The sequence below is a fragment of the Mycobacterium sp. genome (genome assembly GCF_050700595.1).
In the GTDB taxonomy this organism is placed as follows: Bacteria; Actinomycetota; Actinomycetes; order Mycobacteriales; family Mycobacteriaceae; genus Mycobacterium.
Window position 1 is genome coordinate 1 of sequence record NZ_JBOHHI010000174.1, and the last position, 26,379, is coordinate 26,379.

Here is a 26,379-nt window from a genome sequence, read left to right on the forward strand (position 1 = left end):
GGCCTTCCGGGCCTCGCCACACCCGGGGCGGCTACTCCGTCGCTGACCGATCCCAGCCTGACGAACCCCGCACTGACCAATCCCACCGCAGCGGTACCGGGCTTGACCAATCCCACCGCAGCGGTACCGGGCTTGACCAACCCGACCGCCGCGGTACCGGGCTTGACCAGCCCCACGGCCGCGGTACCGGGCTTGACCAGCCCGACGGGCCTCGATCCGTCGTCGCTGACCAGTCCGGTCGGCCTCACTCCGGGGCTGGGCGGTGCCGGCGAGATGCCGATCAGCACACCGATCGGATTGGACCCGGGTGCCGACGGCACCTACCCGATCCTGGGTGATCCGTCGCTGGGCGCGGCACCGGCGGCATCGTCGTCGGGTGGCGGCGGACTGGTCAACGACATGATGGGCGTCGCCAACCAGCTCGGCGCCGGCCAGGCCATGGACCTGCTCAAGGGCATGGTGATGCCGTCGATCAGCCAGGCCATGCAGGGTGCTGCCGCATCAGGCGCGGCTGCCCCGGCGGCCGCCGCCGCTGTACCGGCAGCTCCGGCTTCCTAAGGGGCCCGGGCTTAAGACCTGCCACCCGACGGCACCGCAGAAGTCGGTCGAACTTCGCACCTCAACTCTGCGGTGCCGTTGCCGGGTGCCGACAACTTAATCCACATCTGTATCGTGTCGCATCATTTGCAACATAGATCACATAAGTAACATCGGTTCGTGCCGCTCCGCCGTCGCCCGCCGACGATGTTGTTCACCGCCATTGCGGCGACCGTCGTCATCCTGCCGTGGGCGAGTGTTCCCGATCAGCGAGACACACATCCCGGGCCCGGCGAAACCCAACTCATCCAGCAGCCGCTGACTGGTGTCGGGGGCGGCGTGACGGTCCGCGAACTCAGCCAACCGATCCCGTTTTCCATGGTCGCGTTGACGGGCGCAGACCTGAGCGACACCTCCGCGCGGGTGCGTGCAAAGCGCGCCGACGGCTCGTGGGGGCCCTGGTATGACACCGAGACGCTGGAATCCGGGGACGGCGGCGGGTCGCCGCACGGCCCGCGCGGCACCGAACCGGTGTTCGTCGGTACGACGACGACCGTGCAGATCGCGGTCACCCGACCGGCGGGCGCGCCAGTGACTCCGCCAGTGTTGAAGGCACCGCCCGCCGAGACATCGGCCAAGCCCGGCCTGGGCTACCGACCGGCGACCGTCGAGCAACCGTTGGCGCAGAACATCTCGGCAATCCTTATCGCTGTGCCGCAGGCACCGGCCGACACCCAGTGGACACCGCCCACCGCCGTCATCGCGCCCGGCCAGCCACCCAACATCATCAGCCGTTCGCAGTGGGGTGCCGACGAGTCGATCCGCTGCGGTAGCACGCTGTACGACAAGGGAATTCAGGCGGCGGTGATACACCACACCGCGGAGGGTAACGATTACGAGCCGCAGGACTCGGCGGCAATCGTGCGGGCCATCTACGCTTACCACACCAGAACGCTGGGCTGGTGCGACATCGCCTACAACGCACTGGTCGACAAGTACGGCCAGGTGTTCGAAGGCCGCGCCGGTGGGTTCGACAGAGCAGTCGAGGGCTCGCACACCGGCGGGTTCAACCGCGACACCTGGGGTGTGGCGATGATCGGCAACTTCGACGACATCCCGCCCACACCGATACAGCTGCGTACCGTCGGGCGGCTGCTCGGCTGGCGGCTGGGTCTCGATCGCGTCGACCCCCGGGGCGCCGTGACGCTGGTCTCGGCCGGCGGGCCCAACACCCACTTCCCCGCGGGTGCGCCCGCGACGCTGCCGACCATCTTCAGCCACCGCGACGTCGGCGCCACCGACTGCCCGGGCAACATCGCCTACCCGTTGATGGACGAAATCCGCGATACCGCAGCCCGTTTCAACGACCCGCCCGGGCCCGAGGAGCTGATCGCTGCGCTGCAGGGTGGCGCGATCCATGCCCGCTGGCAGGAGCTGGGCGGGATGGACAGCGCGCTCGGGGTTCCGACGTCACCGGAGTCGGCGGGAGCCGGCTCGGCCCGCTACGCGACCTTCGCCAAGGGCGCGATGTACTGGTCCGAAGCGACCGGCGCCACACCGGTCACCGGAGCGATCTACGACGCGTGGGCCTCGCTGGGCTACGAGCACGGCGCGCTGGGGCTGCCGACCAGCGGCGAGATTCAGGAGCCGCTGTGGATAATGCAGAACTTCGCGCACGGCACCCTGAACTTCAACCGGCTCAGCGGGCGCGTCACCCGAGTCATCGACGGCGTCGCACAGGAATTGCCACCACCGTCGCCGGGCGGCCCGCCGGTTCAGCTCGAGCGGTTCTCGCCGCCAGTCGGCTAGCCGGCACGCATCGTCACGCTGCTATAGCCACCAGCGCTCGAGCACCCGCGCCACTCCGTCGTCGGTGTTGGGCGTGGTGATCTCGTTGGCCGCGGCCATCGCGTCCGGGTGGGCATTGCCCATCGCCACACCGTGTCCGGCCCGCAGCAGCATCGGCACGTCGTTGGGCATGTCGCCGAACGCGACCACGTCCTCGTCGGTGATACCGCGCGGCCGGCCGATCTCCTCGATACCGGTGGCTTTGCTGACGCCCGGCGCCACAATCTCGATCAGGCCATTGTTGGTGGAAAAGGTGATCTCGCCGTCGCTGCGACCGACGTATTCGGCCAATACGGCGGCCATGTCGGCGCTGCGCGCACCGGGCTTGCGGACCAGTAACTTGATCGCAGGCGTGCTGAGTAGATCCGCGATGGAGACCTCGGTGTTGTCCGGATTGAGCCAGGCGTGCTCGTAGCCCGGCGAGCTGACGAACTGCGGGGTGGCCGTGTCGTGTGCGCTGTTGCCGACCCGTTCGACGGCCAGTCCGACGCCCGGAATCACGCGCGTGGCGATCTCGGCGAGTTCGCCCAGGATCTCGACCGACAAGGTGCGCGCCGACAGCACCCGGTCGCCGGCCGGGTCGTAGATGACGGCGCCGTTGGCGCAGACCGCCATCGGCGCGAACCCGAGCGCGTCGACAACCGGCTGCACCCAGCGTGGCGGTCGCCCGGTGGCCAGGACGAATTCCGTCCCGGCTTCGACGGCGGCGCGGATGACGTCGCGGGTGCGCGCGCTGATCGTCTCATCGCTGTCGAGCAGAGTGCCGTCGACGTCACAGGCGATGAGCGCGGGGAGCGTCACCGGAACGGTCCGGCGCCGTGGCGGCGCGGCGGTTTCACAGGCCGTTCACGCCCTGCTTGCGGGCAGCCTGCTTGCGGGCCCGCTCGGCCAGCTCGATCACCCGCAGGCGCTTGGACTCTTCCTGTGTCGGCGCGCTGCCGCCCAGTCGCCGCGGCACCCAATACTCCCCTGCGGGATGCGGATACTCCTGCTGCACGCGGTAGAGCATCGACGTCATCACGTCGCGCAGCAAGGTGCTCAGCCGCTCCGCATCCCCCGTGGGGGACAGCGGTGAACCGATTGCCACACTGATGGGAACCTTGTTGAGGAACAAGTTCTTTGGCTGATCCTTGGGCCAAATCCGCTGTGCACCCCAGACGATCATCGGGATTATCGGCACCCGCGCCTCCAGCGCCAGACGGGCCGCCCCCGTCTTGAACGGTCGCAATTCGTAGCTGCGGCTGATAGTGGCCTCCGGGTGCAGCCCGACGAGTTCGCCGGCCTTCAACTGCTGCACGGCGACCGCGTAGGCGTCGGCTCCGGCTGCACGGTCCACCGGAATCAGCTTGATGTGCTTGATCACGAAGTTGATCGCCTTCACCTGCTGCGCTTCGGCCTTGATCATGAATCTCAGCCGACGCCGCCGTCGCAATGCGGCCAGCGACGCCGGCAGCCAGTCCACGTAGCTGGTGTGGTTGAGGGCGATCACCGCCCCGCCGTGCTCGGGAATGTTCTCCAGACCCTGGTAGGTCACTTTGGTGCCGTTCACCGCAACCACGGGCGGGACGACGATCTCCATCATCCGGAAGAAAGGTTCAGCCATTTCGTCTCCCATTATCCAGCCCGCCCACAGCAGGGCATACCGGCTACCCTGGCGCCCACCAGGTTAAACGTCCCGTCCTGCGTGTTTGTGGCTCCGCTCTTCTCGTTCGGCCCGCTCGAGAACCTCGGCCTCGACCGGGGTCGGCGCGCTGCCGCCGAGCCGCCGCGGTACCCAGTACGCGCCGGCCGGATGTGGATATTCGTCCTGTACCCGGTACAGCAACGCCGTCATCTGGTCGCGAAGCTCGGTTTCGAGTTGCTCCAGGTCGTCATGCGGCGACAGCGGCGGGCCGGCCGCCACGGTAACCGGGATTTTGTTGCGGCGGAGGTTGCGGGGATGGTCCTTGGTCCAGATGCGCTGAGCGCCCCAGACGATCAGCGGGACGATCGGCACCTGTGCCTCCAGTGCCATCCGGGCCGCCCCGGTCTTGAATTCCTTGAGTTCGAAGCTGCGGCTGATCGTCGCCTCGGGGTACACCCCGACCACCTCGCCCTGGCGCAGCCGCTGGACGGCGACCGCGTACGCGTCCGCGCCCGACGCCCGGTTCACCGGAATGGTCCTGGTGTGTTTGATCAGGAAATTCACCGACTTCACCTGCTGCATCTCAGCCTTGATCAGGTAGCGCATCCGGCGCCCGCAGTAATGCACTGCAAGGCCGGCGGGCAGAAAGTCGACATAGCTGGTGTGGTTGACGGCCAACACCGCGCCCCCGCAGCGCGGAATGTTCTGCAGGCCCTGGTAGGAGATCGGGCTGCCGACCGCCTTGACCACCGCTTTTGCGGTGATCTCGAGAGCGCGGAAAACCGGTTCCATACAAACTACTCCGGTGCGGCCCCCGCATCGGAGCGGTGACGCTCTGCCCGGGCGGCGGCGCGACGACTGGCTTCCTCGGCATCCAACCGGGCGGCCTGCGCCGGCGTCGGGGCGCCACCGCCCAGCCGGTGCGGCACCCAGAACTCGCCGGCCGGATGCGGGCCGTAGGACTCTTGCACCCGCTCCAGCAGATGCTGCATCCGGGAATGCAGCAGCGTGGTCAGGTCCGGCGCGGGCAGCGTCGGAAGAATCGGCTCACCGACCGCCACTGCGATCGGCACCTTCGGGCGGACCATCTTCTTCGGATGGTCTTTGGTCCAGATCCGCTGAGCACCCCACACGATGTGCGGCACGATCGGCACGTCGGCAGCGATGGCCATCCGGGCGGCACCGGACTTGAGTTCCTTGATGTCGAAGCTGCGGCTGATCGTCGCCTCCGGGTACACGCCGACCAGTTCGCCGGCTTTGAGCGCCGCCACGGCCGCCTCGAACGAGGCAGCCCCACTCTGCCGGTCCACCGGAATGTGCCGGCAACCACGCATGATCGGGCCGGTGATTTTGTGGTCGAACACCTCCTGCTTGGCCATAAACCGCACCTTGCGGCGGTGTCCCTGCAGGTAGGCGGGTAACCCGGCGAAGGTGAAATCGAAATAGCTGGTGTGGTTGATGGCGACGACGGCACCGCCGCTCTCCGGCAAGTGCTCGAGCCCGGTGACGTTGAACCGTAAACCCTGCAACCGCCAGGCCAGGCGAGCCACCTGGATGATCGTCCCGTATACCGGTTCCACGGCTTCAACCCTAATGTTTCCCGTTGCAAGTGCGGGCCCGGCCGGGCGCAGCCATATCGGCAGCCGATCTCCCGTTAAGCTCGGGGCGGCGGCACATCAACGTTGCGCAACTAGTTTGAAGGGTATTAGTGCAGGTCACCAGCGTCGGTCATGCCGGCTTTCGGATCGAGACCCGAGCGGGCAGCATCCTGTGCGACCCGTGGGTCAACCCGGCCTACTTCGCGTCGTGGTTTCCCTTCCCGGACAACAGCGGGTTGGACTGGGACGCCCTCGGCGACTGCGACTACCTCTACGTCTCCCACCTGCATAAGGACCACTTCGACGCCCAACTGCTCGCCGCCCACGTCAACAAGGATGCCGTGGTACTCCTGCCGGACTACCCGGTGCCCGACCTGCGGAATGAGCTGAGCAAGCTGGGATTTCACCGGTTTTTCGAGACCACCGATTCGGTCAAACACCCGATCGGCGGGCCCAAGGGTGAACTCGACGTGATGATCATCGCGCTGCGCGCACCCGCCGACGGCCCGATCGGCGATTCGGCGCTGGTGGTCTGCGATGGCATGACGACGCTGTTCAACATGAACGACGCCCGGCCGGTCGACCTGGACGTGCTGCATTCGGACTTCGGTGACGTCGACGTGCACATGCTGCAGTACTCCGGCGCGATCTGGTACCCGATGGTCTACGACATGCCGGCGCGCGCCAAGGAGTCGTTCGGCATTCAGAAGCGGCAACGCCAGATGGACCGGGCCCGCCAGTACATCGCCCAGGTCGGGGCCGGTTGGGTGATTCCGTCGGCGGGGCCGCCCTGCTTTCTGGACCCTGAGCTGCGCCACCTCAACGACGACCACCCCGATCCGGCCAACATCTTCCCCGACCAAATGGTGTTCCTTGAGCAGATGCGCGCCCACGGGCACGATCGGGGCCTGCTGATGATTCCCGGCTCAACCGCGGATTTCACTGGTGCACAATTGAACTCGCTGCACCACCCGCTGCCCACCGACCATGTCGAGGCGATCTTCTCCACCGGCAAGGCGGCGTATATCGCCGACTACGCCGCCCGGATGGCGCCGGTGCTGTCCGCCGAGAAGGCCGGCCGGGCACCGGCGATCGGCGAGTCGCAGCTGGAGCCGCTGCGCGCCGCGTTCGAGCCGATCATGTTGCAAAGCAACGAGATCTGCGACGGTATCGGCTACCCGGTCGAGCTGGCCATCGGCGCCGAGACGGTCGTGTTGGACTTTCCTAAACGGGTGGTGCGCGAACCGGTTCCCGACGAGAAGTTCCGGTACGGGTTCGCGATCCCGCCCGAGTTGGTGCGGACCGTGCTGCGCGACCACGAACCGGACTGGGTCAACACCATCTTCCTGTCGACCCGGTTCAAGGCGTGGCGGGTCGGCGGCTACAACGAATACCTGTACACCTTCTTCAAGTGCTTGACCGACGAGCGGATCGTCTACGCCGACGGCTGGTTCGGCGAGACCCACGACGATACATCGACGATCACCTTGGACGGCTGGCAGATACAGCGCCGCTGCCCCCACATGAAGGCCGACCTGTCGAAGTTCGGTGTGGTGGAAGGCACCACGTTGACCTGCAATCAGCACGGCTGGCAATGGGATCTGGAGACCGGCCGCTGCCTCACCGCGCGCGGACACGAGCTTCGGTGCTCCCGGCAATGAGCGAGCAGCACTACTACGACGACGGTGTGGTTCAGTTAGATCACGAAGCGATCACGTTGCGCCGCTACCACTTTCCGTCTGGAACCTCGAAAGTCATCTCCTTGAACAGCATCCGCGGGTACAAGGCCGAGCCGCTCGGGTTGTTCGTGCACCGGTTGCGCATTTGGGGCAGTTCGGACCTGCGCCGCTGGCTACCGCTGGACGTGCGCCGGCCGCTGAAGTCCACGCTGATCACTCTCGACGTGCCCGGCACTCGGCCCAGCCCCGCCTTCACGCCGACCGACCCGGACGCGTTCACCGCGCTGCTGGACCAGCTGCTAGACCGGCAGGACTAGCGGCGCCGGTCCGCTTAGCGCCCGGTGTCGGCCAGCGCTTGATGGGCGGCGTTGTAGCCGGGGATGAACGTGATTCCCGGGCCGCCGTGACATCCCGCACTGCCCAAATACAGCCCGTCGATCGGAATCGGCTGGCCGAGGAATCCTTTCGGTCCGGGGCGGTTGGGCCCGATCTGATCCGGGTTCAACAGCCCGTGGCAGTAGTCGCCACCCGGAGCGCCGAACATCGTGCCCATGTGCTTGGGCGTGAAAGTGGTGTGCCGGGTGATGGCGCGCTCGAAATTCGGTGCGAGCCGGCTGATCTTGTCGATCACCCGCTGGCCCATTTCGACCTTCGCCCGGCCATAGTCCGCGCCGCCTTCGATCGGGAACCACAACGCGAACGCCGACGCGGCGTGCTTACCTTCGGGCGCCAACTCCGGATCGTTCTGCGAAGGGATCTGCAACACCACCGTCGGGTCGGCCGGAACGATCCCGCGACGGCAATCCTCCCACTGCTGTTGGACTTCCTCCGGCGTGCAGAACAGGCCGATCGACGCCTGCATGGCCGGGTCGTTGAGCGCCTCGTAGGGCGCCGCGAACGCGGGGGCTTCGTCCAGCGCGAAATGCATCTGCAGGTAACTGCCGCGGTGGTCGATCCCCGCATAGCGTTGGCGGAGATCGGCGGGCAGCGCGGCGGGATCGATCAGCTCGTTGACCGTGGCGTCGGGCGCGATGCCGGAAACGACGATCGGGGCGGTATAGGTGTCGCCCGCCTCGGTGCGCACACCAGTCACCCGGCCGTCGGCGACCAGGATCTCGGCCACCTTGGTACGCAGCCGTACGTCGCCGCCCTGGCCTTCCAGCAGTTCACCCAAATGCGCGGTGAGCGCGCCGATCCCGCCGCGGAGTTTTTTCATCTGCATGGTGTCGCCGTCTGGAACACCCAATCCGAAGGCGAGCGCGGCCGCGCTGCCCGGTGTGGCCGGCCCCCGGTAGATGGTGTTGACCGCAAGCACGGTCATCGAACCGCGCAGAGCGCCGTGCTTCTCGCGGTCCGGTAAATACCGGTCCAACACGTCGGTGACCGAACCGAACAACATATCATCGATGGCCGAGCGCTCGAATTCGTTTGTGGCACAAGCATACATCTGGTCGAGGGTCTTGGGCGACGTACCAGCCTCAAAACGGCCAAGCGCTCGCGTCGGCGCCTGGCTCCACGCCATCAGCCCCGCCATGCCGTTCACGGCGTCGGCTCCGTGCACCTCGTTGAGGTGGGTGAACAGCTTGATCGGGTCGCCGTACTGGACCAACGGATCATCACCGACACCGCGCAGCGCTACCGACATCACGTCCAGATCGACGGTCGGCAACGTGTCCAGTCCCAACTCTTGCCTGACCACCGGTGCAGTCGGGAACTGCACGGAACCGGCGATCTCGAACCGGTAGCCGTCGAACAACTCGACGGTCGACGCCATCCCGCCGGCGTACAGCTTGGATTCCAGGCACAGCGTGCGCAGCCCGGCGCGCTGCAGCATCACCGCCGCGGCCAATCCGTTGTGCCCCGCACCAATGACGATCGCGTCGTAATCGGCCACCGGTTCAGGCTCGCACGAGCGGTTATTTTTGTCAAAATTGACAAAACTAGGGGATGGTGCGGATGCCGTTCCGCAGCGAATCAAGCGCCGCGTTGCACAGTCGGGTCAGTTCGTCGAGCGAGGTGTCCTCGCCGAGCATCCAGACCTCCATCGCGCCGAACACCGCCGCGGCGACACATCGCGCGGTGACGGTGACCAGCAGTCGGTCGTTGGTCGTGGCGGCCGGCGGATCGGCGCGGCGCAGGTGCTGCTCGATGACGTCGGCGAACTCGGCCTCGACCTGCCGGATGTGCCGCACGATGCGCCCGGGCTCGAGTTCGCGGGCCCGCAGCGCGGCGATCTTCTTCACTGCCTCAACGTCATACGGAAAGTCGTAGATCGCCGCCTGCACCGACTCGACGATCGACTCCTCGGGCGATCGCACGTCTAGCGCGGTCTGGAACCACTGCAGGCTGGCGTCGTAGTCGGCGAACAGCAGGTCGTGCTTGGACGTGAAATGGCGATAGAACGTCCGCAGCGACACGCCGGCATCGGCCGCGATCTGCTCGGCCGACGTGTCCTCGACACCTTGGGCCAAGAATCGCACCAGCGCCGCCTGGCGCAGCGCCTCGCGGGTGCGTTCGCTGCGCGCCGTCTGCGCTGGTCGAATCACCCCGGTAATCTATCCGGACGCCGGACGGGCTCACCCGTCACCTGGCATCTACGGCCGCCGGGTAAACAATCGTGGTCATGGTGAAGCAGATCGGGATCGTACTGTTCCCGGACGTTGAGGAACTCGATGCGGTCGGCCCCTGGGAAGTGCTGTCCTTCTGGACACGCTCCTTCCCTGACGACGGCTACGCCGTCTCGTGCCTGTCCCGATCGGGCGGTCTGGTGCAGTGCGCCAAAAGGCTGGCGGTGCAGGCGCATCACTCTTTCGCCGACGCACCGCCGCTCGAGGTGCTGGTGTATCCGGGTGGCCAGGGCACCCGACCCCAACTGCACGATGACAGTCAGTTGGAGTGGGTCCGTCGCCAGCGGGCCACCATTCCACTGATGACCAGTGTGTGCACCGGCTCTCTGGTCTACGCGGCCGCCGGTCTGCTCTCGCATCGTCCGGCGACGACACACTGGGCCTCACTCGACCTGCTCGCACAACTCGATCCCACCATCGACGTTCGGCGCGACGAGCGATACGTCGACGACGGCGACACAATCACCGCTGCAGGAGTCTCGGCCGGAATCGACATGGCGTTGCACCTCATTGTCCGGCTCGCCGGCGCAGACCGTGCCCGCCAGGTACGCCGGGCAATCCAGTACGACCCCGAGCCGCCCGTGTAAAGGCACGGCTACGGTTCGTCGTCTTCCTCGTCGTCGCGCAGAAGGTTTTCGGGGTGGTGGAACCGGTTCACCCGGGGTTGGCCGTGGTCGAGGTGCGGTGGTGGAATCCACTCAAAGCTCCGCCGTCGATAACGCAAATGAAAGATCCGACATACGGGCGGGAGTTCCGTTGGTGCGTAGTTTCGCATGGACGGCCCGAGTGCCCGCCATAAAGGTGCCGCAGATGCGCAGAACGCAGGCGTCGGGCACTGTGCTCAGCTCGGGGTATCCTCGCGGTCCTTCTCAGCTCGGCGAGCCCGGCGCGATCTTCGTGGACGACGTGTCGGCGATGACTCCCGTTCTGGGCGCGTTGGCGATAACTGCTGCTCTGGGCGTGCCAGGACACGAAGTGAATGCCCAGGGCCAGTGATAGACAAGCCCAGCTCCCAATCGTTGGGGACGTTACGTTCAGCAAATCGGGACTGACATGGCATCAATTCAAGAGCTGCCGAAATCCATGCTATTTCACTGTCGTCTTCGCTTGCCGACAGAACCACCCAATACACTTCGCTCGGTCCCAGCCTTGGATGAGATGCTGAGGAGAGTTCCAACACTTGGAGGGTGTTCGGGGTGGTTACCTCGACGTCCCATCGCTCAATCACATTCCCGGATGGCCTCTCAAGATCGCCCTCTATGAGCAGAACTTCAACCCGGCCCGAACCGTGACGTAAGTTCACCCCGATGTCGATCCGCTGGAGTCTGACGGCTTCGTGGACGAAAAAGGATTCAGCGACATCATGGTCCGCAGGTGGATTACCTCGCGGTGGCGTTGTCGCTGATCGCGAACCACCTCGGTAACACTCGTTTTTTGGGCCGAAACCGTCGGCGAGAACGGTCAAACCGGCCGCCCGAATCGCAGCATGCTCGCCCACCTTGGCAAGTGCCCAATCGACGCGGCCAAGAAGCTCTGTCACGCTACAGCGAGCGGCCGGGTTCTCGCGGACAGCTTGGTCTATGAGAACTGAAACATACTGCTGGACAAACGAATCCCCGATGGTCAACGTGTCCAGGTCGAAGTCCTCGCGATACATAAGCCTGTTGCCGCTCGTCATCCAGTACAGCACCTTGCCGAGGCTATAGACATCGCTTGGCTCCCTTACCGAATCGGGATTTCCTGGCTCACATTCCGGTGCCGCGAACGAGCGGTTGCCGAGCGCCTCAGTCGCGCCGGTCAGTCCCAAATCCGAGTCGTCGTATGCGCAGATGCCGAAATCCACCAGAAATGGCCTGCCGCGATCGTCAACGGTGATGTTATTCGGCTTGATGTCACGATGCACTATGGCTCTTGCATGCGCGTCGTACACTGCGACCACGACACCTCGAAACCGCTCGAGCAAGGCTTGTGGTTCTACGACACCGCGCACTCTTGTGAGGTTTCTGCCGACGAACGGTGTCACGAAGTACAACGGCGTCGTTCCAACGGGCGACCGGTCTATGACCGGCGGGATATGCCCTGAATTTAACGTGGACAAGGCAACGATCTCACGCTCAAAACGGCTGCGGCGTTTATGCCCAACCCTGTTTGGGTTGTGAAGTGCTTTTAGCACCCACCCAGTTGAGTTTTCCCTCAGGTCGCGAACCGAATAGGCGCTACCCTGCCCGCCTTGGCCGAGCAGCTTGACCTCTTCCCAACGATCACCCCAGCGACGGGGACTCCGTTGCCGAGCCACGCCCCTAGAATAACGATCCGAACGCGCGTTTTCGCCTTCGCGGTGGGGTACGAGCTGTCCGCGACGAGCTAAGAATCGCCACAGCCCACGCGATCACGGCGGCACTTACTAGGGAGGAAAATTTGGCATGCCGGCGAAAACTAGCCCGACGAGCCGACTGGTTATCGGACCGATGCGCCCCATCGTCATGCGACCACGCTAACTTTGGGCTAGCAGGAGTAAAGGAGCCAAACGGTGACCGAAGGTCCTATCGAATATTGGGTACGGTTCGACTTCCGATTCGGCGACGGCACTACAGACCAGCGCGACTTCGGGCCGGTAAATGACGAAGCCGCCGCGCATCGGACCTACGACGAGTACGTCAAGGACCCGAACTTGATCAATGTTCGACTGCTGCGCCGGGAATACACGGTAATTGAGCAAGAGTGACGGCGAATCAGCGGACGTACGGGTGCATGCGCGACATCGACACCATCGACTCCGAGCTGCGGTTGGTGGCGGCTCTTCGCCGTGCGGCTCGGGAGCGGGGTGGGCCGTTGCCGTCGATAGACGTGGCGGCCCCTGCTACCGAATGGGATTCACCGCAAATCACCAACGGTGCTGGGCGCTTCGCTAGACAGCCGTTTAGGTCCAGGGGGCGGCTTCCATGTCCAGCCGGGCAACTCCTCCAATCGGCGCTGCCGGTCCGCGTCAAGCTTGCCTTTACGGTAGCTATCACGTTGCGATGAAACCCAATTACCGAGTTTGTAGCCCTCGATTGTGTCGAACCGACCGACACGAGCCTCAAGGTGGCTTTCGACGTACTTAACCAGTCGCCCGAATCCCTCTTCCCACTGGGCGGTCAAGGGATCCCATGTCCAGCAGGGCAACTCCTCTAACCGGCGCTGCCGGTCGGCGTCGAGAATTCCTCTGGCGTAGTCCTCGCGTCGATGGCTAACCCATACACCGAGCCGGTAACCCTCAACGGTGTAGTGCCGAGGGACACGAGCGTTGCCGTGGTTTTCAACGTAGCCCACGAGTCGCTGAAAATTTTCCTCCCACCGGTCGGCCAGGGAGATCCAACTCCAGCCGGGTAGGTCCTGGAGCCGGCGCTGCCGTTCAGCATCGAGCGTGCCTTTGGCCTTGTTGGCGCGTTGAGTGTTGACCCAGTAACCCAGCCGGTAGCCATCCACCGTGAAGGCCTGCGGGACGCGCGAGTCACCATGGCTTTCAACATATTCGACCAGACGCCTGAAACCCACCTCCCACTGATCGGTGAACCGCGCCCATGTCCAGCCCGGCAGCTTCTGCAGCCGACGTTGACGATCAGCGGCAAGGATGCCCTTGGCGTAGTTGTCGCGTTGATTGTTGATCCAATAACCCAGTTTGTAGCCATCTGTTGTGTAGAACCTCGGGACACGCGCGTCACCGTGGCTTTCGACGTACTCCACGAGCCGCCGAAAACCCTCCTCCCACTGATCGGCATAGCGGTCCCAGGTCCAGCCGGGTAGTTCCTCTAGCCGACGTTGACGGTCACCATCGATGGTGCCGTTGGCGTAGTGCCTGCGCTGATGGCTGACCCACATACCGAGCCGGTGGCCATCGATTCTGTACGGCTGGCGGACATTGGCGTGGCCGTGGCGTTCAACAAACTGTTCCAGTAGTCCAAACCAGAACTCCCACGGCGCGGTCGTCTGATTGACGAGGCAGACATCGAAGGCGCGGGCAAAATCGATGTCGACGGCTTCCGGCAGATCGAGGTGGATCTTGGCGGGGAGCCGTGGCTGTCGGCCCTGCCGGCCGAGTTCGCGTCTAACTTCATCGAGTTCTTCGCCCAGTTCATCGTCGTGTGACCGCAGCGCCTTGATCACATCCCACACCGGTTTGAATGCCGAGTCATCAAGGGCAATCTCCGGGTCTTCGTCGGTGTCGATGAAGACCGGGATGACGATGGTGCCGACGGTCTTATCTGGGGCGTGCCTGATGGCGCGGCCGACGGCCTGCACAATGTCGACCTCCGAACGGCGCGGATCGATGAAAGCCACCCCGTCCAACGTAGGTACGTCGACTCCTTCAGCGAGGCAGCGCGCGTTGGCGAGCAACCCTCGTTGGCCGGTGTCGAGCCGCCGGAGGTGTTGGAGGAGGACCGTGCGTTGTCCGGCTGGCATCTCGCCTGATGCGTAGTCAGACCACAACTTCCCGGTCGGCCGTTGGTGCGCTGGCATCCAAGCGATGACCTGCGGTAGCGAGTGAGCAAATTCGCGGGCACGTTTCACCCGTGAGTGGAAGGTGATGGTGCGGCGTAGGTCGTACCGCCACATCGCCTTAGCTAGGCCGATTTGTCCAGCGAGAGTGCGGGCGTCGGTCACTTTGTTGCCGTCGATGGTGACGAACCGGGCTCGCTCTGCCCAGTCGCGGTATGTGGCGTCATCGACGCCGACGACGACAACCTGGTAGTCGGTGAGTAGGTCACGGGTGATTGCCTCGCCGAAGCTCAGGCGATGGAACTCCTTACCGAACACTGCCTCGTTGTCCATTGAGGCCACTTCGAAGTCGGCCTCCTGCGCTTCCCGCACGACCCGGCCGGTGAAGTACCGCGGGGTGGCCGTCGTGAAAAGTCGGCGCCGTGCCTTGATTTTATCGGAGTCCAGGATGGTGGCGAAGTCAGACGAGACGGGCCCGGCGCAGCGATGGGCCTCATCGGCAATGGCCAGGTCGAACGTCGGTACCCGCCCTAGCCTGAACGCCTTCGCGATTTCCGGCGACGATTGGTACGTCGCAAACACCACGCGCCGGCCCGACCGGCGGCGCAGGAACCCAGCGATCTCTTCCGGGTGGGTGGTAACGGGGAAACCGAGATCACTCGTGTTCTCCAAGGCAGCATCGGGTTCGGTGACAGTCTCGTCCGAGCACACAGGAAGAAACTCGAATCCCACCTTGGAATTGGCCGTCCATTCGCGCAGCGTTTGGGCCAACAGCGACAACGACGGCACCAGAACCAAGGTTCGCTGGGCGGCAAGCTTCTCCGCGATGAACAACGCGACCAGCGTCTTGCCGGTACCACACGCCATGATCAACTGACCGCGGTCGGCCCGGTGAAACCCCTTCACCACATCTCTCGTCGCTTCGCCCTGATAAGCCCAGCGCCCAGCTGGCCGCTTTGGTGGCAGGCGCCGGGCGCGCAAATCGGATGGCGAGCTCGGCCAGTCAACGTGGGCTGCTTCAAGCTGACCAAGGTCTAGAACGCTTGCCTGCTTCTCCTGCTCTTCGATTGTGCGCTTGGCTTTGGTCCCGATGTGGTTGGTCGTCGCGATCAACAGGCGGAACGAGAACTCTGGGCGCCCAGACTCAGATAGGAAGGTGTCGACATCCTGCTTGGTAACCGAGTAGGCAGCGTCATATGCCTTCGCTTGAATAGCCCAGAACTTTCCGCGATGGTCCTCGGCAACCAAGTCGATACCGGCGTCGATACCCCATCGACCAGGCCATTCATCCCAAAGCCAGACCTGGCGAAGCTCGTGCAGATAGACGGGGTCGTGGGTCAAGAACCATTTGCAGATGTGCTCAAACTGCTTCCCACGCCGACGCGGGTCGGGATTCAACTGGGCCAACAGGTCCGCGAGTGCAGCCACTAGAGCAGCTCGACGATAAAAAGCGGGGTGCCGAATTGCACGGCCCGAGCGTAGCGATGCTCACCGACACGGCGGGTCAAAATCCGAGTCACGCATTGATCGGCGGTAACGGCTGGCGTAGATCGTTGTAGCCTCTGCAGCGTGTGGATCAGCGGCGTTGACTTCCCGCAACCTCTGATCGATGCCCAGAAGGCCGGAACTCTCGTACTCTTTGTTGGCGCTGGGGCGTCGATGGGACCGCCGTCCTCGTTGCCCAACTTTGTGCAGTTGGTGGAGCGCATCCGCGATGAGAGTGCGCTGACCAGTGTCATTGGCGATGTCGAGGGTGGCCCACTGGATGAGATCTTGGGTCGGATGAAGGACGACCATGGTGTAAACGTGCATGAGTGTGTTGCCCGCCATATCGGTGTATCCGGATCGCTTCCAAACTCCGCTCATCGCGCAATCGCAAAACTTGCGTCAGTAACGCGACCGCGGATCGTCACCACTAACTTTGACGAGCACCTGACGACTTGCGTAGATCCCTCTCTTGAAAAGTATTTCGCACCGGCGTTGCCGATGGGTGATGCCTTCGAGGGACTGGTGTATTTGCACGGGTGCCTGTGCCAGCAAGTGGATCAGTTGATCGTTACAGACCGAGATTTCGGCCGGGCTTACTTGACAGATGCCTGGGCTGCCCGCTTCTTGGAACGGATGTTCGGAAGCTATACGGTGCTTTTCATCGGCTATAGCCATAACGATGTCATCATGAAATACCTTGCCCGTGGTTTGGGTCGGTCGAATGATCGGTTCATCCTGCATGCTGACGCCAGTGCTCCGCTTTGGAAGCAACTTGGCATTAAGCCGATCGAATACAAGGTAGACGCAAGCGGCTCTCATGACGCGCTGGTGCAGGCGCTTGATGGATTGGCCTTGTATGCCTCTATGGGCCTGCTAGACCATCGCGAACGTGTTAAATCGATTGTCTCATCACTAGTTCCACCACTGACGCCAGACGATAACTCTTACCTTGAGTTCATTGTGTCAGATGAAGAGACCGTCAAGTTTTTCACCGATCACGCACGCGATCCAGCCTGGCTGCAGTGGGCTGCCGCCAGGCCCGAATTCCGAAAGCTGTTTGAGCAGCGTTCTGGCCCAACCGAAATCATATCCGAGCGACTCGCCCACTGGTTTGCAGAACACTACGTCACTGAGGAACAGTCGGGTGCGGCTCTAGCTGTTATCTATGCTGCTGGCGGGTACCTCGGGCCGGATCTCGCCTGGGCGATCGGTCGACGCCTTCACTCCTTGTCCAAGCCGTACCCGGCTGCACTGCGGCCGTGGTTGCTGATCGCGCTGCGCGATACCCAGAAACAACTACGGCGGGCAGACTTCTTCGATTTCATACTGTCGGACACTTTGTGGACGCAGGACCGCAACTCGGCTCTGTTCCTATTCACCCACTTGACGGAGCCCGAACTCTACCTTGAGCGCGGGTATTTCGACGGCCCGCGAATAGAGGTCGGCCTGCGAGGCGATGACTATTGGCTACGGCAAGCGTGGAAAGACGTGTTCAAGCCTAATTTGCCCGAGGCCGCGGGTGAGCTGCTACCGATAGTCGATCACCAGTTACGAAGAGCGCACCTTGAATTGATGGTTGCCGAAGAACCGTCTGCACTCACCTGGCCCAGCAGCTCTCGGACTGCGATCGAACCAAACCCCGCAGATGACTTCCCCAGTCCACTTGGCTTTCTCATCGATGCAGCACGCGACTGTGTCGAGTCTTTGCTTACGACCTCCCCCGACGAGGCGTCCGTACACGTTGATAGGTGGGCGTCAAGCGAAATCCCGCTCCTGCGGCGGCTCGCAATCCATGGATGGGTCCAACGGCAGGACAGAGCCGCATCTGAGAAGCTTGAGTGGCTACGCCAGCAAGGATGGCTACTCGATTACGGTCTGCGCCACGAGATTTTCCGACTCCTCGCCGCGACATTGCCCGAAGTAACGAGCAATATCGCCAACGCCGTCGTCGACGCTATTGTTGCCGGTACCGACGGAGACGAATACACACGCGCGCGTGCCGCTCACATGCTGACTTTCATCGCGGTGCATAGTCCCGACCCAGATCATGCTCAAGATGCCCGGGCTGCCATCACGTCGGGTTACCCCGATCTTCAACAGCCGGAAGATGTTGAGATCGCCGATAAGAAGGACGAGGCGGGTGCAGACCAAAGGCCCACAACGGCCGACGAATTGCACAACAAACTCGAAGCAGACGCCTCTATCGTCCGAGACCTTCTCGTTGAGTACGAATCTAAATCGGATGGGTTCGATGCATATCTCTGGCACAGAATTGCGGCGCTGCTTCGGCAGATGGTTCAACGGTGGCCAGAAGACGGATTCTCTGTCCTCGATGCTGTGGGGTCTGGTCATTCGGGTATCGCGCAAGCCGTCATTTCCGGGTGGGCGGGAGCGGATCTGACCACCGATCAGGCCACACGCGTCCTCAGCCGGATCAACCTCCTGGATTTGCCAGAGGTAATCAGTGCCGTGACTCGCATGTTGGCCGGCTACCGATCAGTGGATGATGAGCACTCAACAAATTGGCGGGTCGTCGCTGGAAGCCGAGATCTTGCGATCAGATGCTGGAACGCGATACCTGCGGATATGCCAAGCGCACTGGAAGGTGCCGACTGGGTCACTCGTGCTATCAACCACCCCGCGGGTCACCTAACCGAATTTTGGATTCAGTCAATCGAAAGTGATTGGAACGCAAACGAAGACAGCTGGGGTGGGCTCCCTCCGGCAACATCGGATCACCTCGAAACGATGCTAAGCAGCAATGACAGCCGCAGTGAAATGGCTCAAGTGCTGATAACCAACTGGATCCACTTTCTCCACAACGCCGACGCAACGTGGTGCGAGCGCAACGTCCTGCCCCTCCTTAAATGGGACGATGCGGCGCGAGCGCGACGCGCCTGGGAAGGTTACCTGTCACACGGCAAATGGACGAACCAGCTTTTAGATGCCGGGTTGCTCGAGCTGCTATTCGAAGCGATAGAACATCGCGAAGACTTCGAAGAGCAAAGTGGCCAAAGGCTAGTCGGACACCTCGCCAGCATCGCAATGTCCGCTGACCGAGATCCAAGAGAATGGTTGTCGACATTCCTGAGGCAGGCGATACTCGGCGATCGTGTGGAATGGGCCGAGCAGATCGCCCACTACCTTCGCACGGCGCCATCCGAACTCGCTGAACAGCAATGGCAGCGCTGGATGCGCTCCTACTGGCAGGACCGACTCCGCAACGTCCCTATGGAAATGACAGTGGAAGAGGCCAGCGCGATGGCGGAGTGGGTGCTGTACCTTACCGACTCCACAGCCGAAGGAATCGAGCTCGCACTCCAATATCGGGCCGGAATGTCAAGCCAATCTCTCTTTCTGCATCATCTAAGTAACGATGGACGAGTAGCCAGATCACCCGATAGATTCGCTAGCCTAGTCGCGCACCTACTGGAGGAAACCCGCAAGCCGTTCTACGGTGGCTACGACTTGCCCGATGTTGTCACCCAGCTGAAAACCTTTGGGGTTTCAGAGGACTCACTTAGAAATATCGAAGAGCATGCCGAGCGTCTCGACATCCCATTCACCGCAGGCTAGCCGCGGTGCAGTTGCAGCTTCAGAACCTCGACAGGCGGCGATACTCCTGCCGCAGCGTTTGGTCCGTGTGGAGGAAATATTCGAGCAGGTTGAACAGGTTCTCTGGCTGCAGATTAGCCACCGGCCTGGGTTGGATGCGCTGGTGAATATCGAAATCCTGCGGTAGGGCCGCGGCGTTCACAAGTCGTTGTCCCGTTCCCACGCCGCAAAGTCCGCGCCCGTGAACCGCATCGACCCATCCGGCGACACCGTCACCCGGTCGAACATGTCCGACGCGGCCGGCCGATGCGGCGCAGGCAAGGACGACACCAGTACGTCGATAGGCGCGCCAGCGCGCGCCGCGTCGAGCTGCGCCTGCCGGTGATAACGGCGGTCCGGGTCCTGGCGGCGCCAACCCTGGCGGAGCCACAGCTCGAATTCCAGCTCCTCCTGCGCGCACACCGCGGCATACAGGCCATCCACTGGCCGGGCCCCGCCACCATCCGTGACAGGCATCAGGCGGTTCCCTTCCGGCCACGCTGCACACCAGCCCACCGGGCCGCGCCGGCTGCCACGTGCCGCGGCGATTTGAGCGGCGCGAACTGCTCCAGTTGCAGCCACTTCAGGTGTTCGGCCACCTTGTCGTCCTGCAAACGACGCTCGGCCAGATACTTGACGACCATGGTTCCGCGGTCCTCGCCGACCTGTTCAGCGGCGATCCTGCGGTCCAACAGCTCCACGGCATCCACCGCCCGGCAAGCCGCGTCGATGTGGTGCTGTTCCCGCTCGTCCCACCGAAGCTGCTGGCCAAGCCGTTCACCCTCGCGGGCCAGAGCAGCGTCGAGCGCTGCCCGTAACTGCTGTCCTGGGGTCATTGTTCAGCAAACCTCCAAAAATTCTAGACGCTACTTAGATACAGTCGAGCACTATGTACGGCCGGGGCGGCCGCCCGCGCAAAGGGGTCGCCCCCCTCCCTTTCCTGATGGAAGTTTCGTCTGTCGACGAGCTATCCGAAGGCAGTAACCGCGGAAGACGAAATGGGCGCCGAAGATTGCAACCCCTCGCCATTGGCAATCCGCTGCAGCCTGGCGTCCGAGGTGTCTCCGACGAACGTGCGCAGCCCTGGCGGCGTGCGCAGGCTGAACAGGGCTGTCACAGCGGTTTTCAGCATGGCGCCGCTGGGCAGTGCGTTCAGTTCGTCGAGGTCATCAGCGAGACCCGCTGCTTCGGAGTAACTTTCGGTGACGTTTTGCCATTTCTTACTGTGCGCGTGGCCGGCGACAGCGCGCGCCAACAGGGTGTCGCCTTTTTCGGTGGCGCGAGTGAGCATAGCCGCGGCATCGTCGGGGTTGGTTAGTTTGGCGGCCCGGTCCTCGGCGTCACGGTATACGAGAATCGTTGCGGGATCGGCGCGGTTGGGTATGCCGAACAGTTTGGCGGTGAGCTTCAGACGCACTTCTTCGTTGTTGACGCTGAAGTTGGTGCGCAGTGAATCGGCTTGCCGGCGGTGCGCGAGGAGGGTTTTCGCAAGTTCCTGGGCTCGGCCGCCATCACTGTACTTGGGGTTGTTTTGGATCTGGTTGACCTCGCGTTGGAGGCTGTCCCGAATCGCAGACATCTTGCGTTTCGTTTCGTCAAACTGGGTGGCAGGCATTTTGGTGCTGGTCCTTTCGGTTTAGGCGGTGAGCGCCAAGGCTTTCAGGTGGTTGCGGTTGATCAGCCAGCGGCTGCCGTGGCGCGTGGCGGGTAGCGTGTCGGCGGCGATCCATTTTCGGATTGCGCGCGGGGTTACCCCCAGTTGCGCCGCGGCTGCGTCGGTGGTCAGCCACACATCTAATTTTTGCGTCTGGTGTTGCTGCTCAGCCACTTTCGTTCCGCTTCCGGAATGGTGATGTAGGGCGGCGAGACGCAACGCAGCCAAAACCGCATAGGCTGCAGGGTCGCTGTCACGGAGGGCGATCCGGCGGTCATCGGTCATGCCCGCCCGCTTCTCAAGCCATGCAGCGATCCGGGGGGACACAATTACGGATCCATCGGGGAGGATGTGCTGGCCGATCCGCTGCGCCCAATCCGCGGCGCCAGCCATCGCGCTGCGGCCGCGTGGTCGTCCAACCGGGCGGGGGCTACGCATGAGCTGGCTCCCACCCCGTGATGCCCGCGGCGGGGCAACCCTCGCGCTCGGGTTGTGCGTGGTGCATGTAATCCTCCTTGTTGGTGCCGACCAGGCTTTGGCCGGTTGGTTGTTCATCACCGGCATCCCACCCCTGGGGTGTCTATAGACACACCCAGGTGGTGATGATGGGGATCCAGCGGTGGTGATGGGTGGGGGTAGGTGGGGATGGAGTTAGCTGGCCTTCCAGTAGAACGGTCGCTTGTCGGTGCCCTGGTTCGTCAACCTTTCGCTTTTCACCAGGTCGTTGATGGCGCGGTCGAAGGTGCTGTCCGACATTCCGGCCTCCCTGGCGACCCGGCGCAGGTCAGCTTTGGTTGCTCCGGTGGCGCTGAAGTGGTGGTGATAGATGGCCATGAGGCGGTCGGCGCGGTCGGTATCCCCACCGCCGTGGTGGGGATTTTTCACGGCTGACATGACGCCGGAGCCGGTGCCGTCGATCAGGTCGAGCTTCAGGTCGTGCTGGTCGGCCTCGGGGCCATCCTTGCGCTTCTCACGTTTGAGGGTGACCGTGTTGCCGTCGCGCTGGACGGCGTACACGGTGTCGGCGCCGGCCTCGAATACCGAGGAGCCGCGGAACGTCTTACCGTCCTTGCCGGTGTGGTGGACGCCGAGCACGACACCGCGGCCGTCCGGGGTGGCCCGCCGCAGCCGCACCATGACATCGACGACGACACCGCAGTCCTTGGCGCTGTTCTCGTCGGCGCCGACCATGCACCGGGCCAAGGTGTCGAGCACGACGAGGTCGTAGCGGCCCCATTGCACCAGCTCGATGAGCAGCGCAACGTCGTCGCGGCGGGTCAGGTTGACGGGGTACGGCAGGATCACGAGGTCGTCGTCGCCGATGGTGGTGTGCCATCCGGCCTGCCACGCTGCGACCCGGTTCTTGAACCCGTAGGCGCCTTCGGCGGCGACGTAAAGCACGCGGCGCCGGTCGGTGCGGCGTCCCTGCCACGGCCGGCCGGTGGCGACCGAGGCGGCCCAGTCGAACGCGATGAACGACTTGTAGGTTCCCCACTTGCCGTAGAGCAGCGCGACGGTGCCTTGGTCGACGGTGTCGACGATCAGCGGCTCGGGGTCCGGCAGCGCTTGGAGCGCGGTCGCGTTGAGCAGGCTGCCGGCCAGTTTCGGGGTGCCGTCGCCGGTGTCGTCGGCGGGTCCGGTGTAGTCGGTGTGGCTGTACTCGTTGCCGCCGCCGCCGATGACGAGGCTGTTGATATCCGGGGTGTACATCAGAGTCCTTCGGGGGTGATGGTTGCGGCGGGGTCGATGCTGGTCGGTGCTGGCACGTCGCGGGGTCCGACACGGTTCCACGCGGAGCGCAAGGTGCCTTCGATCTCGCGGTCGTGGAGGCCGATGGCGGCGGCGCGCCGCAGTTCGGTCCAGGCGGCGTCGTGGTTGACGTGGCCGCCCTTGACGAACTCGAACACGTTGCACGCCACCCGGTGCAGCGTGTCGTTGCGACAACCCTCTTGCGCGGCGGCGAGTTTGGCGAAGTCGGCGTCGAGCGCGGCCTTGACGTAGGCGGGGTTGCCGCCGGCCGGCGCGAAGGCGGTGTAGGTGCCGCGCGCTTGCTGTTCGTAATACCAGCGGCGGGCATCCTCGTCGATGGCGTCGCGGATGCGTTGCACGGTATCGGCGGGCAGGCTGTTCCAATACTGGTCGATCAGCTCGGCCCGGCGGCTGATGTGCTGTACCAGTTCGGTTTTCTGCTCGGGGGTGTGCGGCGCCGGGTTGGCGGCGTGCCAGTCGTCGAGGTTGAACGTGTCACGTTCGGCGATGTACTGGTTGAGGTCGTCGTAGTTGACGCCGGCGGCTTTCAGCACTTCGGTGAGGCGGGTCACTACGCCACCGCCTTGGCGCCGGTGGCACCGGCCTGCAGGATGCCGGCGATGCGGCACAGCTGTTCCGGGGTGGCCGGCGGCGCGGTGTCGACAACTTTGCGGACGTGTTCGGCGAGCCGCTCGTAGGCGAGGTCGCGGCGGGCGTCGAGCAGGTCGGGGTCGTCGGGTTGCCGGTCACGGCTGAGCGCAGCGATACGGGCGCGATGGTGCGCAACAGTTGATGAGAGTGCGGCCATTGGTGGAACCTCCGGGCAAGGTGAAATCACCCTCCGCGTGAGAGGCTTCCTCCCGCTGAATACTGCCCGCGGGAACGGCTACCAGCTATCCAATCTAGCAGCCGGAGTTACATAGCGGTAATTCGACGGGGCCGGCCACACCAGACCGGCCAGGTGGCGCACGCTAATCTCATGCTTGCCGTGGGCGTGCAGCTTCTCGAACACCGCATCGAACGGCGGGTAGCTGTCGTAGTACCAGCGGTCGAGGGTGTGTTTCTCGTCGAGCCGGCAGGTGGTGCAATGAAACCGGAGCCGGTTACCGTACTGCCGGTCCGCCGGGAACTCCCCGGGCTTCTCCATCATGCTGGCGGTCGGGTTGCCGGGGTGCGGCAGCAGCCAAGTACCGTCGTGCGCCCGCCGGTACTGTCGCAGTACCCGGCGCTCATGCGGCGCATCCTTCGGCCCGTCGCAGTACACCACCATCTCGTTGTCCACGGTCACGCCCGCCAGTCGATGAACACGGTCGCCGGGTCGATGAACCCAACCGACTTCGGCAACCTACCCCGCCCGGCCCGCCGCAACCGGACCACGCACAACGCTTCGATCACGGCCCGCTGCCCCATCAGCGACGCGCCGAGGAACGCGGCCGCCGGATCGGGGGCGCCGGCCACCGCGCCGAGCGCCGACCCGCCGCGCCGGGTGACCAGTTGTTTGTCAACCTCGGCCAGCTCGGCCTGCACCCGTTGCTTGGCCGCTTTCCACCGCCGGGCGTCGATGCCGCCGGTGTCGTAGTCGTTGTCGATCTTCGCCAGCCGTTTCCGCAGCCGCTCCGACTCGGCGACCACCGGGGCCATCTCCGACTCGGGCGGAGCCAGCAGCTTAGCGAAGTCCTTGCGGCCCAACCGTTCCGCGACCACCATCAGCACATAGTGGTCAACGTGGCTGTGCTCGCGCGTCAGATGGCCACGGCAGACATACTTTCCGCCGTTGAGTGTCTGGACCGGCTCGCCGCACGTATCGCACACGAACAGCCCGGAGCCGAGGTAACGGCGATCTGTCCCAACACGATTCGTCTTGCGCGACGGATCCGACAACCGGGCCTGCACCACGTCGAACATCTCGATACTGACCAAGGGTTCCCATTGGCCGCGTACCCGGTTGCCGTTGTCGTCGGTGGCGATCTCCCGATGATAGACAGCCCACCCGGCATAGCGCGGGTTGGTCAGCATGTCGCGGATGGTGCGGGTGTTCCACGGCCGCCCCGACCGGGTGGGCACACCATCGGCGGTCAGCGACCGCGCCAACGACCGCAACGACTCGCCGCCGTCAAACGCCTTGAAGATGCGCCGCACCACGTCGGCCTCGTCGGGCACGGTGTCGCCGGTGGTGGTGTAGCCGTACAGCGCTGGGCCGTGCGGCACCTTCCCCAGCCCGGCGTGCTGCCGCAGCGCCGACTTATGCCGGGCCGATTTCCGTTCGATCTCGCTGCGGGCCACCGCTGCTTTGATTCTGGCGAACAGCCGGCCGGCGTCTGTGGTCAGGTCGGCCTCACCGTTGGTGGTGACCAGCGCCAGCCCGCGGCCTTCGGCGGCGTCGATCCAGTCCTCGAGCTGGCGGGGCTGGCGGGTGAGCCGGTCCAAGTCGTAGCACACCAGGGCGTCGAACAGACCGGCGTCGTAGTCGCGGCGCAGTGCCTCATAGCCGGGCCGGCGCTTCCTGGCGTCGCTGGCGCTGATCGAGTTGTCGCTGTAAAGCCCGACAGCCTGCCAGCCACGTTCGGCGCAGATGGCGCGGGCGTCCTGCTCCTGGCGTTGCACGCCGAGGTGCTCGCCGGTGGAGTCCAGCGAGATGCGGACGTAGATGGCCGCGCGGAGCGAATCCTGGCGTGCGCGTGGGCGTGTCGTGCGCTTAGCGGCGGAACGAGTGCGGGTCGGGGCGGCGGCGGTGGCTGCGGTCATGCCTCCACTATAGCGTTTGTTGACGGTGGAGCCTATCGGTGTCGCCGTGGGAGTTTTTGCGGGTGGTCCAGCCTTGTTCGGCGAGCGGATGATCGCCACCGCAGCCGAACGTCAAGTCGTTGACGTCGGTTTCGCCGCACTTGGCGTAGGGGGTGCAATGATGGACCTCGGTGAAGTAACCGGGCACATCGCAGTTCGGGAAGGAACATCCGCGATCCTTGGCGTACAACACGATTCGCTGGCCCGGCGAGGCGAGCCGTTTGGTGTGATAGAGCCCAATCGCTTTGCCTTTGTCGAAAATGGCAAGGTAATGGTGCGCGTGGGAGGCCAGCCGGATCACATCTTTCATCGGTAGCAGCGTGCCACCGCCGGTGAGCGCCTTCCCGGCTGCGGCTTCCAATTCACGCAACGTGGTGGACACGATGATGGTGGCCGGCAGCCCGTTGTGTTGACCCAAGTCCCCGGAGGCCAGCAGTGCGCGTCCGGCGGCGTTGAGCGCGTCGTGGTTTCGTTGTGCGGCGCTGCGGGTGTCGTGCTCAATGGTCTCTTGTGACGGGCTACCGCCTACACATGGGCTGGGGTCTTCGGGGTTGCACATGCCCGGGGCGGCCAGTTTGGCGAACACCGCGTCGATGGTGGCGCGGGCTTCGGGCGTCAGGTATCCGGTGATCGAGCTCATCCCGTCGATGTCTTGTCTGCCGATGGTGATGCCGCGCCGCCGTGCCCGGTCGACATCGGTGAAATCGCCGTCGGGGTT

Annotated in this window: 25 protein-coding genes and 2 pseudogenes; 7 read left to right on the forward strand and 20 right to left on the reverse strand. The window is 64.0% G+C overall.

Features of this window, described 5'->3' with window-relative positions; all coding sequences use genetic code 11:
- Positions 1 to 558, forward strand: a pseudogene (locus tag ACRDTL_RS15940) (hypothetical protein); the annotation flags it as partial.
- 159 nt (positions 559 to 717) lie between these two features.
- Entirely contained in the window at positions 718 to 2,346 is a 1,629-nt protein-coding gene (locus ACRDTL_RS15945) for an N-acetylmuramoyl-L-alanine amidase (RefSeq protein ID WP_431507677.1), read from the forward strand.
- 21 nt (positions 2,347 to 2,367) lie between these two features.
- Here ACRDTL_RS15945 and ACRDTL_RS15950 read toward each other — a convergent pair whose 3' ends face one another.
- From ACRDTL_RS15950 to ACRDTL_RS15965, 4 genes are all read right to left on the reverse strand, one after another.
- Positions 2,368 to 3,186 carry an HAD family hydrolase gene (locus ACRDTL_RS15950; protein ID WP_431507678.1) on the reverse strand — a complete coding sequence of 273 codons (819 nt, stop codon included), beginning with the start codon at positions 3,184 to 3,186 and terminating at the stop codon, positions 2,368 to 2,370.
- A 34-nt stretch (positions 3,187 to 3,220) separates the two neighbouring features.
- Positions 3,221 to 3,988, reverse strand: a complete 768-nt coding sequence (locus tag ACRDTL_RS15955) for a lysophospholipid acyltransferase family protein (RefSeq protein WP_431507679.1) — start codon at positions 3,986 to 3,988, stop codon at positions 3,221 to 3,223.
- A 63-nt stretch (positions 3,989 to 4,051) separates the two neighbouring features.
- A complete protein-coding gene (locus ACRDTL_RS15960; protein ID WP_431507680.1) occupies positions 4,052 to 4,801 on the reverse strand; it encodes a lysophospholipid acyltransferase family protein in 750 nt (249 codons plus the stop codon).
- Positions 4,802 to 4,806: 5 nt separating this feature from the next.
- Complete coding sequence (locus tag ACRDTL_RS15965; protein ID WP_431507681.1) at positions 4,807 to 5,589, reverse strand: lysophospholipid acyltransferase family protein; 783 nt, start codon at positions 5,587 to 5,589, stop codon at positions 4,807 to 4,809.
- 128 nt (positions 5,590 to 5,717) lie between these two features.
- Between ACRDTL_RS15965 and ACRDTL_RS15970 the strand changes: the two genes are divergently transcribed.
- On the forward strand, positions 5,718 to 7,268 hold the full coding sequence (locus ACRDTL_RS15970) for a Rieske 2Fe-2S domain-containing protein (RefSeq protein ID WP_431507682.1): 1,551 nt from the start codon (positions 5,718 to 5,720) through the stop codon (positions 7,266 to 7,268).
- A complete protein-coding gene (locus ACRDTL_RS15975) occupies positions 7,265 to 7,603 on the forward strand; it encodes a hypothetical protein (protein WP_431507683.1) in 339 nt (112 codons plus the stop codon). Before ACRDTL_RS15970 ends, ACRDTL_RS15975 begins: the two co-directional genes overlap by 4 nt.
- Positions 7,604 to 7,617: 14 nt before the next feature.
- Here the strand turns inward: ACRDTL_RS15975 and ACRDTL_RS15980 are convergent, their stop codons facing one another.
- Both ACRDTL_RS15980 and ACRDTL_RS15985 read right to left on the reverse strand, forming a co-directional pair.
- Entirely contained in the window at positions 7,618 to 9,180 is a 1,563-nt protein-coding gene (locus ACRDTL_RS15980; RefSeq protein ID WP_431507684.1) for a phytoene desaturase family protein, read from the reverse strand.
- A 46-nt stretch (positions 9,181 to 9,226) separates the two neighbouring features.
- The gene (locus tag ACRDTL_RS15985) at positions 9,227 to 9,832 is read right to left on the reverse strand and encodes a TetR/AcrR family transcriptional regulator (RefSeq protein ID WP_431507685.1); all 606 of its coding nucleotides are present in this window, start codon (positions 9,830 to 9,832) and stop codon (positions 9,227 to 9,229) included.
- 77 nt (positions 9,833 to 9,909) lie between these two features.
- Here ACRDTL_RS15985 and ACRDTL_RS15990 point away from each other — a divergent pair, with 77 nt between their 5' ends.
- The gene (locus ACRDTL_RS15990; RefSeq protein ID WP_431507686.1) at positions 9,910 to 10,500 is read left to right on the forward strand and encodes a DJ-1/PfpI family protein; all 591 of its coding nucleotides are present in this window, start codon (positions 9,910 to 9,912) and stop codon (positions 10,498 to 10,500) included.
- A gap of 8 nt (positions 10,501 to 10,508) precedes the next feature.
- Here the strand turns inward: ACRDTL_RS15990 and ACRDTL_RS15995 are convergent.
- Positions 10,509 to 10,613, reverse strand: a pseudogene (locus ACRDTL_RS15995) (hypothetical protein); the annotation flags it as partial.
- A gap of 141 nt (positions 10,614 to 10,754) precedes the next feature.
- Positions 10,755 to 12,209 carry a protein kinase domain-containing protein gene (locus ACRDTL_RS16000; RefSeq protein WP_431507687.1) on the reverse strand — a complete coding sequence of 485 codons (1,455 nt, stop codon included), beginning with the start codon at positions 12,207 to 12,209 and terminating at the stop codon, positions 10,755 to 10,757.
- A 234-nt stretch (positions 12,210 to 12,443) separates the two neighbouring features.
- Between ACRDTL_RS16000 and ACRDTL_RS16005 the strand changes: the two genes are divergently transcribed.
- Positions 12,444 to 12,638, forward strand: a complete 195-nt coding sequence (locus tag ACRDTL_RS16005; RefSeq protein WP_431507688.1) for a hypothetical protein — start codon at positions 12,444 to 12,446, stop codon at positions 12,636 to 12,638.
- A gap of 149 nt (positions 12,639 to 12,787) precedes the next feature.
- Here ACRDTL_RS16005 and ACRDTL_RS16010 read toward each other — a convergent pair whose 3' ends face one another.
- Positions 12,788 to 15,820 carry a Helicase associated domain protein gene (locus ACRDTL_RS16010; RefSeq protein ID WP_431507689.1) on the reverse strand — a complete coding sequence of 1,011 codons (3,033 nt, stop codon included), beginning with the start codon at positions 15,818 to 15,820 and terminating at the stop codon, positions 12,788 to 12,790.
- Between the two features lie 141 nt (positions 15,821 to 15,961).
- Between ACRDTL_RS16010 and ACRDTL_RS16015 the strand changes: the two genes are divergently transcribed.
- On the forward strand, positions 15,962 to 19,456 hold the full coding sequence (locus ACRDTL_RS16015; RefSeq protein WP_431507690.1) for a DUF4020 domain-containing protein: 3,495 nt from the start codon (positions 15,962 to 15,964) through the stop codon (positions 19,454 to 19,456).
- A gap of 19 nt (positions 19,457 to 19,475) precedes the next feature.
- Here the strand turns inward: ACRDTL_RS16015 and ACRDTL_RS16020 are convergent, their stop codons facing one another.
- The 11 genes from ACRDTL_RS16020 to ACRDTL_RS16070 form a co-directional block, all read right to left on the reverse strand.
- Positions 19,476 to 19,637: a hypothetical protein gene (locus ACRDTL_RS16020; protein ID WP_431507691.1), complete on the reverse strand. Its 162-nt coding sequence runs from the start codon at positions 19,635 to 19,637 to the stop codon at positions 19,476 to 19,478.
- A complete protein-coding gene (locus ACRDTL_RS16025; protein ID WP_431507692.1) occupies positions 19,634 to 19,951 on the reverse strand; it encodes a hypothetical protein in 318 nt (105 codons plus the stop codon). The genes ACRDTL_RS16020 and ACRDTL_RS16025 overlap by 4 nt, the downstream gene beginning before the upstream one ends.
- Entirely contained in the window at positions 19,951 to 20,310 is a 360-nt protein-coding gene (locus tag ACRDTL_RS16030) for a hypothetical protein (RefSeq protein ID WP_431507693.1), read from the reverse strand. Before ACRDTL_RS16030 ends, ACRDTL_RS16025 begins: the two co-directional genes overlap by 1 nt.
- A gap of 131 nt (positions 20,311 to 20,441) precedes the next feature.
- A complete protein-coding gene (locus ACRDTL_RS16035; RefSeq protein ID WP_431507694.1) occupies positions 20,442 to 21,089 on the reverse strand; it encodes a hypothetical protein in 648 nt (215 codons plus the stop codon).
- A 21-nt stretch (positions 21,090 to 21,110) separates the two neighbouring features.
- Complete coding sequence (locus ACRDTL_RS16040; protein ID WP_431507695.1) at positions 21,111 to 21,413, reverse strand: helix-turn-helix domain-containing protein; 303 nt, start codon at positions 21,411 to 21,413, stop codon at positions 21,111 to 21,113.
- A gap of 366 nt (positions 21,414 to 21,779) precedes the next feature.
- The gene (locus ACRDTL_RS16045; protein ID WP_431507696.1) at positions 21,780 to 22,838 is read right to left on the reverse strand and encodes an AAA family ATPase; all 1,059 of its coding nucleotides are present in this window, start codon (positions 22,836 to 22,838) and stop codon (positions 21,780 to 21,782) included.
- Positions 22,838 to 23,449 (reverse strand): primase alpha helix C-terminal domain-containing protein, encoded by a 612-nt coding sequence (locus tag ACRDTL_RS16050; protein WP_431507697.1) that lies wholly within the window; start codon positions 23,447 to 23,449, stop codon positions 22,838 to 22,840. The genes ACRDTL_RS16045 and ACRDTL_RS16050 overlap by 1 nt, the downstream gene beginning before the upstream one ends.
- Entirely contained in the window at positions 23,449 to 23,685 is a 237-nt protein-coding gene (locus tag ACRDTL_RS16055) for a hypothetical protein (protein WP_431507698.1), read from the reverse strand. Before ACRDTL_RS16055 ends, ACRDTL_RS16050 begins: the two co-directional genes overlap by 1 nt.
- 78 nt (positions 23,686 to 23,763) lie before the next feature.
- Positions 23,764 to 24,165 (reverse strand): hypothetical protein, encoded by a 402-nt coding sequence (locus tag ACRDTL_RS16060; protein WP_431507699.1) that lies wholly within the window; start codon positions 24,163 to 24,165, stop codon positions 23,764 to 23,766.
- On the reverse strand, positions 24,162 to 25,622 hold the full coding sequence (locus tag ACRDTL_RS16065) for a recombinase family protein (protein WP_431507700.1): 1,461 nt from the start codon (positions 25,620 to 25,622) through the stop codon (positions 24,162 to 24,164). Before ACRDTL_RS16065 ends, ACRDTL_RS16060 begins: the two co-directional genes overlap by 4 nt.
- 7 nt (positions 25,623 to 25,629) lie before the next feature.
- On the reverse strand, positions 25,630 to 26,379 hold a 750-nt coding region (locus ACRDTL_RS16070), incomplete at its 5' end, for a 13E12 repeat family protein (protein WP_431507701.1).

Coding starts and splice junctions, on each gene's coding strand:
- ACRDTL_RS15975 (WP_431507683.1), top strand. CDS start 7,265: ATGAGCGAGCAGCACTACTACGACGACGGTGTGGTTCAGTTAGATCAC.
- ACRDTL_RS16025 (WP_431507692.1), bottom strand. CDS start 19,951: ATGCCTGTCACGGATGGTGGCGGGGCCCGGCCAGTGGATGGCCTGTAT.
- ACRDTL_RS15990 (WP_431507686.1), top strand. CDS start 9,910: ATGGTGAAGCAGATCGGGATCGTACTGTTCCCGGACGTTGAGGAACTC.
- ACRDTL_RS15955 (WP_431507679.1), bottom strand. CDS start 3,988: ATGGCTGAACCTTTCTTCCGGATGATGGAGATCGTCGTCCCGCCCGTG.
- ACRDTL_RS16030 (WP_431507693.1), bottom strand. CDS start 20,310: ATGACCCCAGGACAGCAGTTACGGGCAGCGCTCGACGCTGCTCTGGCC.
- ACRDTL_RS16055 (WP_431507698.1), bottom strand. CDS start 23,685: ATGGCCGCACTCTCATCAACTGTTGCGCACCATCGCGCCCGTATCGCT.
- ACRDTL_RS16040 (WP_431507695.1), bottom strand. CDS start 21,413: ATGACCGATGACCGCCGGATCGCCCTCCGTGACAGCGACCCTGCAGCC.
- ACRDTL_RS16035 (WP_431507694.1), bottom strand. CDS start 21,089: ATGCCTGCCACCCAGTTTGACGAAACGAAACGCAAGATGTCTGCGATT.
- ACRDTL_RS16045 (WP_431507696.1), bottom strand. CDS start 22,838: ATGTACACCCCGGATATCAACAGCCTCGTCATCGGCGGCGGCGGCAAC.
- ACRDTL_RS15960 (WP_431507680.1), bottom strand. CDS start 4,801: ATGGAACCGGTTTTCCGCGCTCTCGAGATCACCGCAAAAGCGGTGGTC.
- ACRDTL_RS16065 (WP_431507700.1), bottom strand. CDS start 25,622: ATGACCGCAGCCACCGCCGCCGCCCCGACCCGCACTCGTTCCGCCGCT.